The organism is Apibacter sp. B3935, assembly GCF_009827705.1.
In the GTDB taxonomy this organism is placed as follows: domain Bacteria; phylum Bacteroidota; class Bacteroidia; order Flavobacteriales; family Weeksellaceae; genus Apibacter.
Genome location: NZ_WINL01000003.1, coordinates 474,153 through 487,293, shown reverse-complemented (window position 1 = coordinate 487,293; position 13,141 = coordinate 474,153). Strand labels below are relative to the sequence as shown.

General features: G+C 30.7%; 13 protein-coding genes. 7 read left to right on the top strand and 6 right to left on the bottom strand.

The features are described 5' to 3' along the window. Positions 1-7: 7 nt before the first annotated feature. The gene (locus GFV00_RS07960; RefSeq protein WP_160557361.1) at positions 8-1,099 is read right to left on the bottom strand and encodes a PKD domain-containing protein; all 1,092 of its coding nucleotides are present in this window, start codon (positions 1,097-1,099) and stop codon (positions 8-10) included. A 949-nt stretch (positions 1,100-2,048) separates the two neighbouring features. On the opposite strand from GFV00_RS07960, the gene GFV00_RS07955 reads away from it, so the two are divergent. The 6 genes from GFV00_RS07955 (at position 2,049) to GFV00_RS07930 (ending at position 8,628) form a co-directional block, all read left to right on the top strand. After that, entirely contained in the window at positions 2,049-2,891 is an 843-nt protein-coding gene (locus GFV00_RS07955) for a hypothetical protein (RefSeq protein WP_160557362.1), read from the top strand. Between the two features lie 697 nt (positions 2,892-3,588). Next, the gene (locus GFV00_RS07950; protein WP_160557363.1) at positions 3,589-3,945 is read left to right on the top strand and encodes a YciI family protein; all 357 of its coding nucleotides are present in this window, start codon (positions 3,589-3,591) and stop codon (positions 3,943-3,945) included. After that, positions 3,935-5,140, top strand: coding sequence for a DUF6596 domain-containing protein (locus GFV00_RS07945; protein ID WP_160557364.1), 1,206 nt, complete (start codon positions 3,935-3,937; stop codon positions 5,138-5,140). Before GFV00_RS07950 ends, GFV00_RS07945 begins: the two co-directional genes overlap by 11 nt. A 50-nt stretch (positions 5,141-5,190) precedes the next feature. Next, positions 5,191-5,370 carry a hypothetical protein gene (locus tag GFV00_RS07940; RefSeq protein ID WP_160557365.1) on the top strand — a complete coding sequence of 60 codons (180 nt, stop codon included), beginning with the start codon at positions 5,191-5,193 and terminating at the stop codon, positions 5,368-5,370. A gap of 646 nt (positions 5,371-6,016) precedes the next feature. Then, positions 6,017-8,455: an excinuclease ABC subunit UvrA gene (locus tag GFV00_RS07935; RefSeq protein ID WP_160557366.1), complete on the top strand. Its 2,439-nt coding sequence runs from the start codon at positions 6,017-6,019 to the stop codon at positions 8,453-8,455. A gap of 11 nt (positions 8,456-8,466) precedes the next feature. Continuing rightward, on the top strand, positions 8,467-8,628 hold the full coding sequence (locus GFV00_RS07930) for a hypothetical protein (RefSeq protein ID WP_160562700.1): 162 nt from the start codon (positions 8,467-8,469) through the stop codon (positions 8,626-8,628). Positions 8,629-8,713: 85 nt separating this feature from the next. On the opposite strand, the gene GFV00_RS07925 is transcribed toward GFV00_RS07930, so the two are convergent. Genes GFV00_RS07925 through GFV00_RS07915 form a run of 3 tightly spaced genes read right to left on the bottom strand, consistent with a single transcriptional unit; the run spans position 8,714 to position 11,694 of the window. Next, a complete protein-coding gene (locus tag GFV00_RS07925) occupies positions 8,714-8,962 on the bottom strand; it encodes a hypothetical protein (protein WP_160557368.1) in 249 nt (82 codons plus the stop codon). After that, the gene (locus GFV00_RS07920) at positions 8,940-10,586 is read right to left on the bottom strand and encodes a DUF2235 domain-containing protein (protein WP_160557369.1); all 1,647 of its coding nucleotides are present in this window, start codon (positions 10,584-10,586) and stop codon (positions 8,940-8,942) included. Before GFV00_RS07920 ends, GFV00_RS07925 begins: the two co-directional genes overlap by 23 nt. Position 10,587: 1 nt before the next feature. Beyond that, positions 10,588-11,694 (bottom strand): DUF2931 family protein, encoded by a 1,107-nt coding sequence (locus GFV00_RS07915; RefSeq protein WP_160557370.1) that lies wholly within the window; start codon positions 11,692-11,694, stop codon positions 10,588-10,590. 21 nt (positions 11,695-11,715) lie between these two features. Between GFV00_RS07915 and GFV00_RS07910 the strand changes: the two genes are divergently transcribed. Beyond that, entirely contained in the window at positions 11,716-11,853 is a 138-nt protein-coding gene (locus tag GFV00_RS07910; RefSeq protein ID WP_160557371.1) for a hypothetical protein, read from the top strand. Positions 11,854-11,879: 26 nt separating this feature from the next. Here GFV00_RS07910 and GFV00_RS07905 read toward each other — a convergent pair whose 3' ends face one another. Together GFV00_RS07905 and GFV00_RS07900 are read right to left on the bottom strand one after the other, a co-directional pair. Continuing rightward, positions 11,880-12,431 carry a DUF2931 family protein gene (locus GFV00_RS07905; RefSeq protein WP_160557660.1) on the bottom strand — a complete coding sequence of 184 codons (552 nt, stop codon included), beginning with the start codon at positions 12,429-12,431 and terminating at the stop codon, positions 11,880-11,882. 160 nt (positions 12,432-12,591) lie between these two features. Then, complete coding sequence (locus GFV00_RS07900; RefSeq protein ID WP_160557372.1) at positions 12,592-12,750, bottom strand: hypothetical protein; 159 nt, start codon at positions 12,748-12,750, stop codon at positions 12,592-12,594. Between the last annotated feature and the right edge of the window lie 391 nt (positions 12,751-13,141).

The window sequence follows — 13,141 nt, the reverse complement described above, 5'->3', positions numbered from 1 at the left end:
TGAATATTTATTCATAAACCCAAATAAGTCCTTTTTTAATTTTATATTTTATAGTCAAACCTTCAATGCAGTTTCTATTATTTTTTGTAAGTCGTATGGATTCAATTTTAATTTTTTTATTTTGGATTTTATCACAAAATTCCGAAAACGGTATAATAATTTTTTCGTTTTTAATTACCGGAAAATCATAGTTATCGCAAGTATATTTACCAAAGTCTTCCTTAGCTTTATTCTGCTTAGCTACATCAATTAATAATAATTCAAACTGATTTTCAGATATGGAAGGAGCTAAGTTTTCTTCTATTTTAGTAATTTTCTCTTCTACCGGAGTCTCCATAGGTATAGCAGGTATATATCTTAAAAATTCTTCCATGGGATCTTTTTGCGGATTACCTGGAGGCAAATAATAGACAATGGTATCTTTTTCCGGAATATATCTTTTAAGAGTATCAATTTTAGACACATTTAATTTTCTAGGCTTGACATATATATCTTTACTGGCAATATGCGTTATATCTCCATTGATTGCTAATGTCAATCTTTTTTTACCTGGTGAACTATAACTATAAACCGGAAATTCAGAAGTATTGTCCATTTGTCCAGATTCTCCAAAACTCCATTCCCATGAAAAAGCTTCCCCTAAATATTTATAATAAACTTCAACTGGTTGTCCAACAGTAACTACCGTTGGAGCAATAATTTTAGGAATTTTCATGGAATCTATAATTTTCCCCATACTCCTTATTTCTAATGTTTTTTGAAATGTACAAGAACCATTAACCTGCAAGGTTACGATATACATTCCTGATTTATCATATTTATGTAATGGAGATCGGTCGTATACTTTCGCAGAATTATCCCCAAAATCCCACACCCAACTTTTAGCATTAGGTGTTAAATCTTTAAATCCGATTATTTCTCCGACCTGTTTTTTTTCAGCTTCAATAGTAAAATCGACCTGCCCACAATCTATATACCTAGAATATTTATAGAATAATATAAACAACCCTATCAGAATAAATACAATAAATATCAAAACTATTCTGAAATCAACTTTTTTAAAAAACTTATTTAAAGAATATTTTAATTTATAGTTCATTACAACAAATAATATTAAAGGTATATACCATTTGCTAACTTAAGCAAAATATTTATATATATAAAATAAATCAATAAATTTTTTATAGTATATGTTTACATATATACAAATATTTATTTTGTGTAATTAATTTAATTTTATTTATAAAGTCTTAAATTTTAAATAATTTTTATCTTGAATTAAAGCCATTACTAGGAAAGCATATTTATATCCATAATATAATCAATACTTGTAATATATTGATAATTAATTATTTAAAAAATTTTTTACGAGTAATTACTTATAAATTTAATTTTATTTATATTTATTTACGGATATGTATAAACTATTATAAGTGTATATTGATTTTTTTTATATTATAATTTATAAAAGATCTAAGAATAATTATAATTTATATTTTATTTAAACACACATTGTTTATCACATATTTAAATGTATTTAAAAATTTTAAAATTTATAAATTAAAATAAAAGTCAATTAAATTACTCTATAAAATTTTATTTCTCATACAACCAAATAAACTAACATCATATTTTTTTAAAGATTAATTAGATCGACAAACAATATTTTATTTTATAAAAAGATTACTATTCTACTTATAAATATTATCTTACTTAATAAAATTAATTTATCTTTAATATAAATTTTAATTTTGTTTTACCAAAACCCCATAATTAATCAATAGATATAAATAAAAATATATATTTAAATATAATTTTGAATTTGAAAAGTGTTGTTAAATAGATATTCAATTAAAAATTTAATATTTATGATAATTTTAATTTAATACCAATTAATTTACTTAAACTTTAAAATATTAATAAAAAAAACATATTATATCATATTTATTATACTAACCAATCAATTTTGCCATATATTTAATAATTTTAAATGTTATCTTTAAAAATTAACTTTATTATATTTTATTTATAATTAAAAAATACAAAAAATGAAAAAAAAATTTCAACTGCTTAAGACTTTATTTATTACTATTAGCGGATTACTATTAATTAATAGTTGTAATAACGACAATGATATCAACCCAATATCGAATAAGAATGAAAGTATTACTACTTTCGAAAAAAATTATATAAGGTATATTTATCCGGAATCAAATAATGATTCAATTAAATTAATTGGATTTAAAACGGTCTATTTCAACAAAGATGAAGCACAAGAAATCAAGAACGCACAAGAATTATACAAAAAAGAATTAATTGAAATTAACAAATCAATTTATTATCCTGAAGATTATTCTTTTATTCGAGTATATTTCCCGATGAGTGATGCTATAGTAAACTATAATGGAAAAACGTATGAAGCAAGTAATCGAGGAAGCTTTATTACAGATGCGTTTATAAATTTAAAAACTACTTCTTGGATACAAGTGATTGGAAGAAAAGCATCCGAATTCGTTTCGGGAACAGATTTTAATAGCATAGAAGGAAATCAGATATTGCTAGCCGAAAAATTAGAAAAGGCAATGAAAGATCATGCTACTGAAAACACCTATGTATTTAATTTAGGAGAAAGAAGCTTTATTCATCACTCCTTAGAAAATAAAACTGTTACTGCACGTTCCATTTCCTGTTATCAAAATCATGGAAATTTAAATTGCAGCACAGCTTTCGGTTATAATGGAAAATGTGATAGAGAATTTACAAATTGCATGGATTATAATGGATGGCCTGCAAGATGCTTTGATAAAAGCAAAATTGGTTTTATTGGTAGTGATTGCCAAAGAGCAATGGCTGCCGGAAAATGTTGGAATGAGATTATGAATCGTAATTAAAAATTTCTATATATTACAAATCAATTAGTTAACTAAAAGATTTTGTTAAGTTAGTTTGTCAAAAATATTACAGTATAGATAATTTCAGATAAATTATGTGAATATTATTATTTGTTAAATAAATTATTAAAAAAACTGTTTAATTGTATAAATCTATAATGTATCTGATCATCTATTATATTCTTTGTCTCTTGAATTATCACAGTTAATATTTTCTAACTTATTATTTCTAGATTTTATTTTTTCACTTTTTTATATATTTTCATTCATATAGTTAATTAAATAAAAATCTTTTTAATTATTTAAGTTTTTAATTTCTTTAATTCGTTAGTTTATCTATATTTTTGATATGTCTGAATGAATTTCCCTTAAAAACACTACTTTAGACTCAATATTAATCCTCCCAATTATCAAATTTCCTTCTTATCAAACAGAAATTTAGTACATAATAAATATCATTAAAAATCTATTATAACTTTCATATAAAATCATATAATCCGATAATTCATCTAAAACAGCCTTAAGGGTGGTTTAATTTATATAGCTATTTAAAACCAAATCCCCTTTAATAAACATCCTATTTTATTTTATCTTTGTATAGTATTTCGAATGTAAGTTTTTTTAATTATTTAAAATTTTTATTTAAAAAAATGTCCAAAAATAGCATAATAAAATGTCTTAAATTAAAACATTTAAAATGAAACAATTCCTATTATTATTACATGAAAACAATGAAAAACTAAGAGAATTATCTGAACAAGAAATGCAGGCATTAGCTGATGCTCATATGAAATGGGCAACAAAATTAGCAAAAACAGGGCATTTAATTTCAGGGGATGGATTACATGAAAAAGGTGTACTTATTACGGGTAAAGACTGTGTTATTAAAGACGGGCCATACTTGGAATCCAAAGAAATAATTGGAGGCTATTATTTATTACAAAGCGAAAATCTAGAAACTATTATCGAGTTAGCTAAAGAGTGCCCGACCCATTATTATGGGGGAACGACAGAAATCCGTCCCATCTTGAATATGGAAGATTATGATTCCTAATTTACCTTTTGAAGATAAAATAAATTACAGAACATTATACGGAAAGCTTTTTTCTATATTAGTGATTCGATTTGGTGCTACCCATATTTCTGAAATTGAAGATGCTATTCAAAATTCTTTTTTGAAGTATCTAAAAATCCAGAAACAAAATAATATACCAAAAAATATAGAAAATTGGCTATTTATGGTAGCTCGTAATGATTTACTAAATATAATAAAACGCAAACAAAAAGAAAATTATAATTTTTCAATAGAACTTACAGAAGATGAAAAAGTAGAACCATATGAAACCGATCTTCGTTTACAAACGATACTATTTATCTCTTCGTTAAACAGCCTATCCACACAATCTAAAATTATTTTTATACTCAAAAATATATTTGGGTTAAGCATGCTTGAAATTCGTGAATCCACTTTAATTAATCAAGAAGCTATTTATAAAAGCATTAACCGAACTAAAAAGAAACTTAATATTGATTTAAATTGCAAAAAAATCGAAATAAATTCCGTTCCGGTTAATCAAAAAACAATATCAATTGTTGAAGAAATTCTTTATGCCGTTTTCAATATTGGCTTTGATTCTTTTAGTGAAAAGACTGAAAATATTGTGAATAAAGATTTATGCTTAGAATCATTTGTTTTGACAAAGTTTTTATATAATAAATTCAATTATATTTCAACCAGTAATTTACTCGCCGTTTTATATTTTCACATATCAAGAATTCCTGCAAAAATTGATAATGGGAAATTAATTTCCTTTTTTAATCAAAATCGAGACAAATGGAATAAAGAACTACTTACTATGGCTTTCCATCATATTAAAAAACCCAAAAATAGTAATAAATATTATATTGAAGCAATTATCATCAGCAAGTATATGTCTAAAAAAGATTTTAGCTTAAAAGATTGGGCTGAAATATCATATTTATATGAAATGATGCTTAAAATCTCGCAATCACCAATACTAAGACTTAATTACTCATTTTGCTTAAGCAAAATTGGAAAAAAAGATAAAGCCATGAACATTCTTTCAGAAGTTCAAAATCAACTACCAGATCATCATCTATACTTTTCTTTAGTAAAAGCTATAATAATGAAAGAGTCCAACCCTAAAAAGTCACATGATATAATTCTTACGCTTAGTAATAAAATGAACCAAAAAATAAGAAAAGAATATTTAAAGTGTTTACCTTAATAATAAAATAGATATTTATTAGATTATTGATTTTCCAAAATAAAACGGGCATGATTAAACCTAATGATTATCCTTTTGATAAGGAATTACACGAAATACCAACGACAAAAAGTCGAAAACTCGCCTTAACCCTTAAACAGATTAAACAAATTGCCAATTTTGATGAAGGAATGAAAGCAACCGCACAATATCGTGATTTATGGTTATTCCAATCTATGCAATCAAATTAACTTTGTTTATATTTTGCTTTTAAACTTCAACTATATCGAGTAAGATGAGTTATTCTTTTACTGACATAAAAACTTACGGATTGCTAAAGATAAACATGAATTTTCTGTAACAATCTCATTCAAAATATATAAATTATCAATCGCTGGGACAGTATAGATAAAAAAGATTATAATTACCCTTTCCCTTATTTGATAGCACATGAAACACCTTTGCAAGAAAAAAAAGAAAATCATTGCGAGTGTGATTAAGTTTTGCGGTAAAATAATGAAAAAAATTGCATGAGCATTAAAAAATAAACATCTATTAGTACACACACGACAGGAACTCTTACGCAACAGTTCTTAAACCTTATGGTGCGAGTATTTCCTATTTTCGGAAAGTAATTGAATATTTAAAGCCTTTACTTATAGTAAAATAACTTTTAAAAAATCTTTAATCAACATTAATAAATTGATATAATAATAAAATATAGAGTAAATTATATTCAATTAAATATTGCTATTATAATATTTTTAATATTTTTTAAAATATTTTTATATTTATTTATTTAATACCAAATGGTACTATATATTTGTGCTATTGTTTGATCTTAACGATAAATAAATTAGTTAAAATTTCTTAATTAAAAAGACAAGGTGTGATTAGATGAAAAGTATAAAAATAACAGGAGCTCGGATTCACAATCTTAAAGATGTTGATATTACTATTCCCAAAAACAAATTAACCGTTGCTACCGGTATAAGTGGATCAGGAAAGTCTAGTCTGATGTTTGATATTGTGTTTGAAGAAGGACGTAAAGGGTATCTTCAATCATTAGGAATATTTCCGGGACTTGATAATGAGAGAAAATTTGCAAGCATAGAGGGTATCGGCCCGACAATTGCTGTTAAGCAAAGCGTTGTACGTCAGAATAACCCAAGATCAACAGTCGGTTCAAAAACAAACATATTTAACCTTCTCGCCCTACTGTATTCAAGTGAAGGGCAGGTTAAATGTTCAGAGTGCAACGAAACTATTGGACAAGATAGGATCTGCGCTAAGTGTGGACATGAGGAAGAGCGCCTTGAATTAGGCTATTTTTCCTATAATAACCCTAACGGAATGTGTATGAAATGCGCTGGCAGAGGCGCATATTATCACGTTAATATGGAAAAGCTTATTGCAAATAAAAATCCCACCGTTCGAGAGTTATTTAATTTTATCGGGGTAACTCCGGGTATACTTCGCGTCTTGGAAAGGAATTTCAAAGGCTATATGGATCAGCCTTATTTAGAAATACCGGATGAAATAAAAGAAGACGTGGTAAACGGGCATTATGTCAGCAATAACAGTGCAAATCAAAGCTTCTGCTTATCAAGAATTTTGCAAGCTAAACACAAAAGAGGCGAATATTTAAATGGTCTATACGAAATAACCCTTTGCTCAGAATGTCATGGATATCGCATAGGTGAAGAAGCTCGCAATATATTAATTAATGATAAACATATTGGTCAAGTCGGCAAAATGACTTTAGACGAGGCTAAAACGTTTTTTGAATCGGCATTAGAACTAAACGAAATAACGCAATGTGGGAAAAATCTTCTTAACGATATTTTGAACAAGACAAAATCATTAATTGCTTCTCGTTTAGGGCATTTATCACTTTATAGAGAAATGTCCTCACTAAGTGGCGGTGAAATACAACGACTCTTCCTTAACTCACATTTGGAGTCCAAACTTGAATCACTTATCTATATTCTTGATGAACCCACAGTCGGACTACATGAATCAGAAAAACTTGAACTTTTACAATCCATAAAAGCGCTTAAAGATTTAGGTAACACGGTTATTGTCGTGGAACATGACAGAAGTACGATAGAAATAGCTGAACATATCATTGATATTGGTCCAAAAGCGGGGATTGAAGGCGGAGAAGTTATTTATGAAGGTGATTATGCCGGTCTGTTAAAATGCGATAAATCATTGACAGGACAATATCTTTCCGGTAAGGCAAAAATGCCGGTAAGGATGTTAAAACAAAATATCGATGATTCTGATATTCCTCGTTTAGTTATTCGACACGCCAAAACCAACAATTTAAAAGATATTTCAGTCGCATTTCCATTAGGCGTTCTTATTGGGGTTTCGGGCGTTTCTGGAAGTGGTAAAAGCTCCTTGATATCGAGCACGCTAACGCCCCTGTTAAAAAGTTATTTTCGCTTAGACGCCAATAAGAACAATACCAATGGAGAAGAAAACGAAGTAAATATTGAAGAAGAATCACTATTAATCGAAACAATAGCAGAAAGGCTTGATGGCGCAGAAAATATTTCTGGCTTTGCTGAAGTATCGCAGGCACCAATAGGAAGAAATATAAATTCGAATCCTGTTACTTTTACCAAAATATGGGACAAGATACGTAGATTATTTGCAGAACAACCCGAAGCAAAACGGTTAAATTTAACGGCGGGACACTTTTCCTTCAATTCCGAGGGCGCTTGCCGAGAGTGTAATGGTAGTGGACGTAAAGCTATTTTTCCTGAGGGTAGCTTAAAAATGTACGCAACATGCGAAAAATGTAAAGGTAAAAGATATAACAACGAAGTTTTAACTGTCACGTATAAAGGGAAAAATATTTCAGAAATTCTTGATATGCAGATTTCCGAAGCGATAGCCCTATTTAGTGATAATGATGTCATCGTTCGTCCGTTACAGATAATGGAACGGATTGGTATGGGATATATAAAGCTTGGGCAACCCACTTCAACAATGAGCGGAGGGGAAACCCAAAGACTAAAACTCGCGAAGGAATTAGGACGGCAACGAAAAGGTCATATCTTGTATATCATGGATGAACCCACTACTGGTTTAAGCCTTTATGATACAGCTCAGCTGATAAAACTGTTGGATGAATTAATCAAAAGCGGAAACTCTGTGATTGTTATTGAGCATAATCATGAAGTTCTTGAATCGTGTGATTGGATCGTGGAGCTTGGCCCTGAAGGAGGATTAAAAGGCGGTGAAATCATTGCCGAAGGAACGCCTAAAGACTTGGTGAAAAATCCAAAATCACTAATCGGAAAATATTTAACTCCTACGACTTAAAAAGTGGATACTTGATTATGGCTAATGTAAAAGAATTAGAAACCATTGATGCAGAATCGGTGAATATGAATCCAGATAAATTGAGAGAGCTGGATGTCGCCTTGAATTTTCAACTAGGTATTATTAAAGGAATCGCAATTTTGCGAAAAGGCGGCATTGTTTTACAAGAATAAAGTATTTAAGTATAGCCTGAAGATATGCGATTCTCTACCTCAGCAAAAATTACATAAATCAATTATCAGTATATTTTACGGTGATTTAAAGAAAAACCCGAAGCAAATTATATTGGGGTATGGCTTTTTCCAACTTTACTTCCGTGTGAAAACACAGAATTTGAAAGTGAAAGTGTTCACGGGTTTTTCCGGTAAATAAGATTCCGACATTTCTGGTCCAAAGTTTTTCCTTACCTTTTCCATGATTCATTTGATCCATAAAACTTGTAGTGAGTCGGTAGTAGTATGTTTTTCCCGGCTGCATTTTTATTTCAATTGGTGTCAACGGTTCCATCGGCATTATAATATTCTCTTTTTCTGCTTTTATTGGGCGTATTGCCCAATTCTCCCCAATGGGAAGACCAATGCAAGTAGTAGTTTCTTATTTTCTTTAGCAATCGATCGGAATCGGTGACGTATATTTCTTCTAATTCTTTTTCGATTGATTGGTGGTTAGTTTCTGTTTTTTCTTCTGTTAGTATCTTCTTGTCTGCTTGATTCAAGTGATTTTCCTTGATTTCTTTTGTTGAAGTGGCTTGATTGAGTTTTTCCTCTTCTTCTTCTTCTTTTTCTTTTTCGCTTTTCAATACCCAGTCTTCATTCCATTTCATGGTATAAAGCTGTAGATACTCTTTGGCCTGTTCCAGGATCTTGTTTCCCGAAAGACTGTATTTCTCCATTTCGCCGGGCATATAATACTTCCCCATATAAGGTTCTGATTCTTCCCGCATCAGGTGTAGAAAGATATAGCTGTATTCTTTCCTTAGGTTCCGTTCGCCTTTTAAGCTGTAATGGCTGTGCTTGGTTACCATTTTGGGTTCTATTTTTAATTGTTCCGGCGTGTACCATCCGCCTTGGATCAGTTCTGCTCGATAGTCTATCAGCTTTTCCAATTCATATTTTGGCCTTTTTTCGATTAACAGGTTTTCACTGCCGGTTTCGGTATAGTTGGAATAGCTGCCTCCTATATCACTGTGAACCCCGGGGAAATTGCGTTCTATGCGATTGTTCCCCGGCTTAATGCGTGTAAGTGGAAAATATTCCCGATGCTCGTCCAACGAGGTAAAATGAACGATTTTTTGTGGTCTTCCTAATTCATCTAAATGTAATTTATGTATTTTACTTTTGAAATTTGGTATAAGCAAGGCATCCGGATCGTAAGAAACTACTGTATCGTAGATTCCTAAAAAACGTAGATGAATAAAGGTATTGTCGATCAGTTCATGACTAAATCCCATTTTTAATAAGGCTGTTCCTAAATTACCCATTCGAGGCAGTTTTCCATTTTTTATCCAAGCTTGTGGCACTTCTTTTCCTTCATGATCATAATATTTACCGTTTTTTACTTTCGCTGAATACGCTAATTTTTGAATGTTGTAAGCAAAATACCGTGCAGCAGCAGCTCCTCTGCTAAAGCCAAAAGCATCTACGATAATTAATATTTCCGTTATTTTATCACCTTCATCAAGAAAATCTATTGATTCCTTAATTTTTTCAACTAGAAAATCACACCCTTTGGTTACTTTGCCAGTAATTCCTGTTTCTCCCCTACCGTAAGCATACCCTTGAAGTTTATCTTCTTTTTTGTCTTGAGTACCAATTCCTTCTATATAAATAGTATAATCTCTCTTACAACTTAAAGATTTTCTGCCGACATTGGTAAAATCATTTAAATAACTGGTGCTTTCTTTATCTACTCGTTTTCTGCTTAAAAATTTTTTTTCCCGGGCATTTTGCTCGAATATTTCAATCTCTTCCTCGGTGGGATTTCCATACCCGTCTATCCCCCGCACTTTTTTCCATATCCGGGTATTTTCTCGATTATTTAGTGTTCCGTCAAAAAACAATCCATAGGTTAGTTGAAGCTCTCCCGGTTCAGATCGGGCCTCTCCGCTGTTAAATACAAAGGTTTTTCCCATTTTAAAATATTTTTACCTCACTTTTATACAACCCGATGCTTTTTCCGTTTCCTTCCAACCATACCGAGGCATCATCTCCGGTATGGATAATTCGTACGGTTAATTGTATTGATTCTTCCGTATTTCCTTGGGTTAGTTCTTCAAAAGTTTTAAATATCTGGGCTTCATTAAAAATTATTGCTCCTGATCTTAATTTATTTTCTTTTTCAATCCAACTAAATGATATTTTCTTGGGTATTGCTTTTTTTTCTGATTTGTTCCATCTTAATTCTTCCGGTATTTGGTATAATTTTATCGGTTTGTCTCCGAATAAGATTTCTTTTTCTCCATTAAAGTAAAAACAGGTTACTCTATTGGTTATTTCATTTGAATTCGGAAAATCAAAGTTAAATTTCCAATTATATTTTTTCCTGTATGTATCCCATAGCCCGTAAGGAATGGGTTTGTTTTTATTGGCCTCTTGTACTTCTTGGGGGATGATCCCAGGATTTTTCATTATGGATTCTTGATATTCCGGACGTAGCATACTGTATTCTGGTTCGTCTTTTAATTTTTCGACTTGTTCTTTGGGTATTTCCGTTTTCACTCCCTGGAATCTGCCCACTTCTATTTGACGACCTATACCTGCTACCCAAACCACGGCTACACCTCCCGGGGCAAAACCTACATTGATTGTTCTATAGTTTTCTTTAAACGGTTCCGGATTATCTTTACTTATAGATGGAGTAAAATATCCTTTTGTAAAAAGTCGGGCTATTTTTTCATAATCCAGTTCCGCATCTACATGATAAAAGGTTTTCTCTGCAAATGATATCCAAATTACATTTAGACGTTTGGGTAACGGCTTTACTCCGCTGCTCATACTCCTTCCCGCACTCCCCCATTCTGCATTATCTACCACTCCTGAGTATAAACTAGTATAGCCTCCTGTGGTTAATTCTAATCCCCCCATAAACACATCTACGGGATAGCCTGAGGGACAGGAAACAGTTTCCTTCCAATCAAATTCTTCTTTCATAGTTTTTTTATTTTTATCCTGACAGCTTACCACTACGGAAAGCAGTTGTAGCAGTGCTATCAGATAATGATTTTTTATTTTTAGTTTCATCGTTAAATATTTATATAATTAATGGTTTACCATTATATATCAACTTCACTTTCATACAATCCGATGCTTTTTCCGTTTCCCTCCAACCATACCGAGGCATCATCTCCGGTATGGGTGATTCGTATGGTTATTTGTAGAGGTTCTTCCGCCTTATCCTGAGTAAGCTCTTTAAATGCTTTAAATATTTAATCTTCATTAAAAGTTATTGCTCCTGATTTTAGTCTGTTTTCTTTTGTTATCCAACTAAAGGTTATCATTTTTGGTACACTTCTTTTTCTTGGCGTATTCCATTTCAACTCTTCCGGTATTTTAAATCTTTCTATTTGATAATCTCCAAATAAAATCTCCATTTCCCCATTAAAATAAAAACAGGTTACTCTATTAGTTATTTCATTTGAATTCAGTAATTCAAAGTTAAATTTCCAATTATATTTTTTCCTGTAAGTATCCCAAAGCCCATAAGGTATGGGTTTGTCTTTATTAGCATCTTGCACTTCTTGAGGAATAATCCCCGGATTTTTCATTATGGATTCTTGATATTCCGGCCGTAGCATGCTGTATTCCGGTTCGTCTTTTAATTTTTCTACTTGCTCTTTGGGTATTTCCGTTTTCACTCCCTGGTATCTGCCTATTTCTAATTGACGACCTATTCCCGCTGCCCAAACTACGGCTACTCCTCCCGGGGCAAAACCTACATTGATTGTTCTATAGTTTTCTTTAAACGGTTCCGGTTTGATGGGGTTCTTCTCCTTTTATAAGAATATAACCTTCTCCTTTATATACTTTTTTTCCATGCGCTTTTTTGTTTTTAGGTTGTGTGATAAAAAAACTTAACTAAACACCTATTTCTTTTTAATGAAAGAAAGCCATTAAAACTCAGGCTGAGTGCTAACAAGGTCATACTAACCTGTATCGGGGAAGTTCCAACGGAGCTGAATTTATCCCGGAATTTAATGCAGTAAACTTTTTCGAATGTTTTTTCCAATAGGCGCTCATTCCATCCCGACTGAAGAAGATAATTTTTCTGATTTTGTCCCCGTCTGTAGAAAGAATCAAGCCTACAAATAGGTTTTCCCGGTTTTTCTATGCTTAGTTCTATTTCTCTGCTTTAATGTTTTTCCGGCAGGTTTAAGATGCTTTCGGTGTACTTTCAAAAATTGTACTTGCACTTTAGTACGGTGTAGCTTTCTCCGTCTATTGCTAATTTAACTAAAAAGAACTCATAGCTTTAAATTTTTTTAAAGAAAATAAATAGTGATTTTTCATAATAAATAAATTTTAACAAAGATAAATATTATTTTTTTTAATGGATAAAACAGCTATAATAGATGTGATTCAAAATGCAAAAAACATAGCTATTATTCGTTAAAGATATATAACAGCCATTTTTTCTGATTTTATTTATATTTATTGAACTAGGCGTAATTAATCAAGAATATTGAATATA

Excerpts from the sequence above, each read along its gene's own strand:
- GFV00_RS07960 (WP_160557361.1), bottom strand. The coding sequence starts at position 1,099 with ATGAACTATAAATTAAAATATTCTTTAAATAAGTTTTTTAAAAAAGTT.
- GFV00_RS07925 (WP_160557368.1), bottom strand. The coding sequence starts at position 8,962 with ATGGAACCGTTGACACCAATTGAAATAAAAATGCAGCCGGGAAAAACA.
- GFV00_RS07920 (WP_160557369.1), bottom strand. The coding sequence starts at position 10,586 with ATGGGAAAAACCTTTGTATTTAACAGCGGAGAGGCCCGATCTGAACCG.
- GFV00_RS07955 (WP_160557362.1), top strand. The coding sequence starts at position 2,049 with ATGAAAAAAAAATTTCAACTGCTTAAGACTTTATTTATTACTATTAGC.
- GFV00_RS07950 (WP_160557363.1), top strand. The coding sequence starts at position 3,589 with ATGAAACAATTCCTATTATTATTACATGAAAACAATGAAAAACTAAGA.
- GFV00_RS07945 (WP_160557364.1), top strand. The coding sequence starts at position 3,935 with ATGATTCCTAATTTACCTTTTGAAGATAAAATAAATTACAGAACATTA.
- GFV00_RS07935 (WP_160557366.1), top strand. The coding sequence starts at position 6,017 with ATGAAAAGTATAAAAATAACAGGAGCTCGGATTCACAATCTTAAAGAT.
- GFV00_RS07915 (WP_160557370.1), bottom strand. The coding sequence starts at position 11,694 with ATGAAACTAAAAATAAAAAATCATTATCTGATAGCACTGCTACAACTG.
- GFV00_RS07910 (WP_160557371.1), top strand. The coding sequence starts at position 11,716 with ATGGTTTACCATTATATATCAACTTCACTTTCATACAATCCGATGCTT.
- GFV00_RS07940 (WP_160557365.1), top strand. The coding sequence starts at position 5,191 with ATGATTAAACCTAATGATTATCCTTTTGATAAGGAATTACACGAAATA.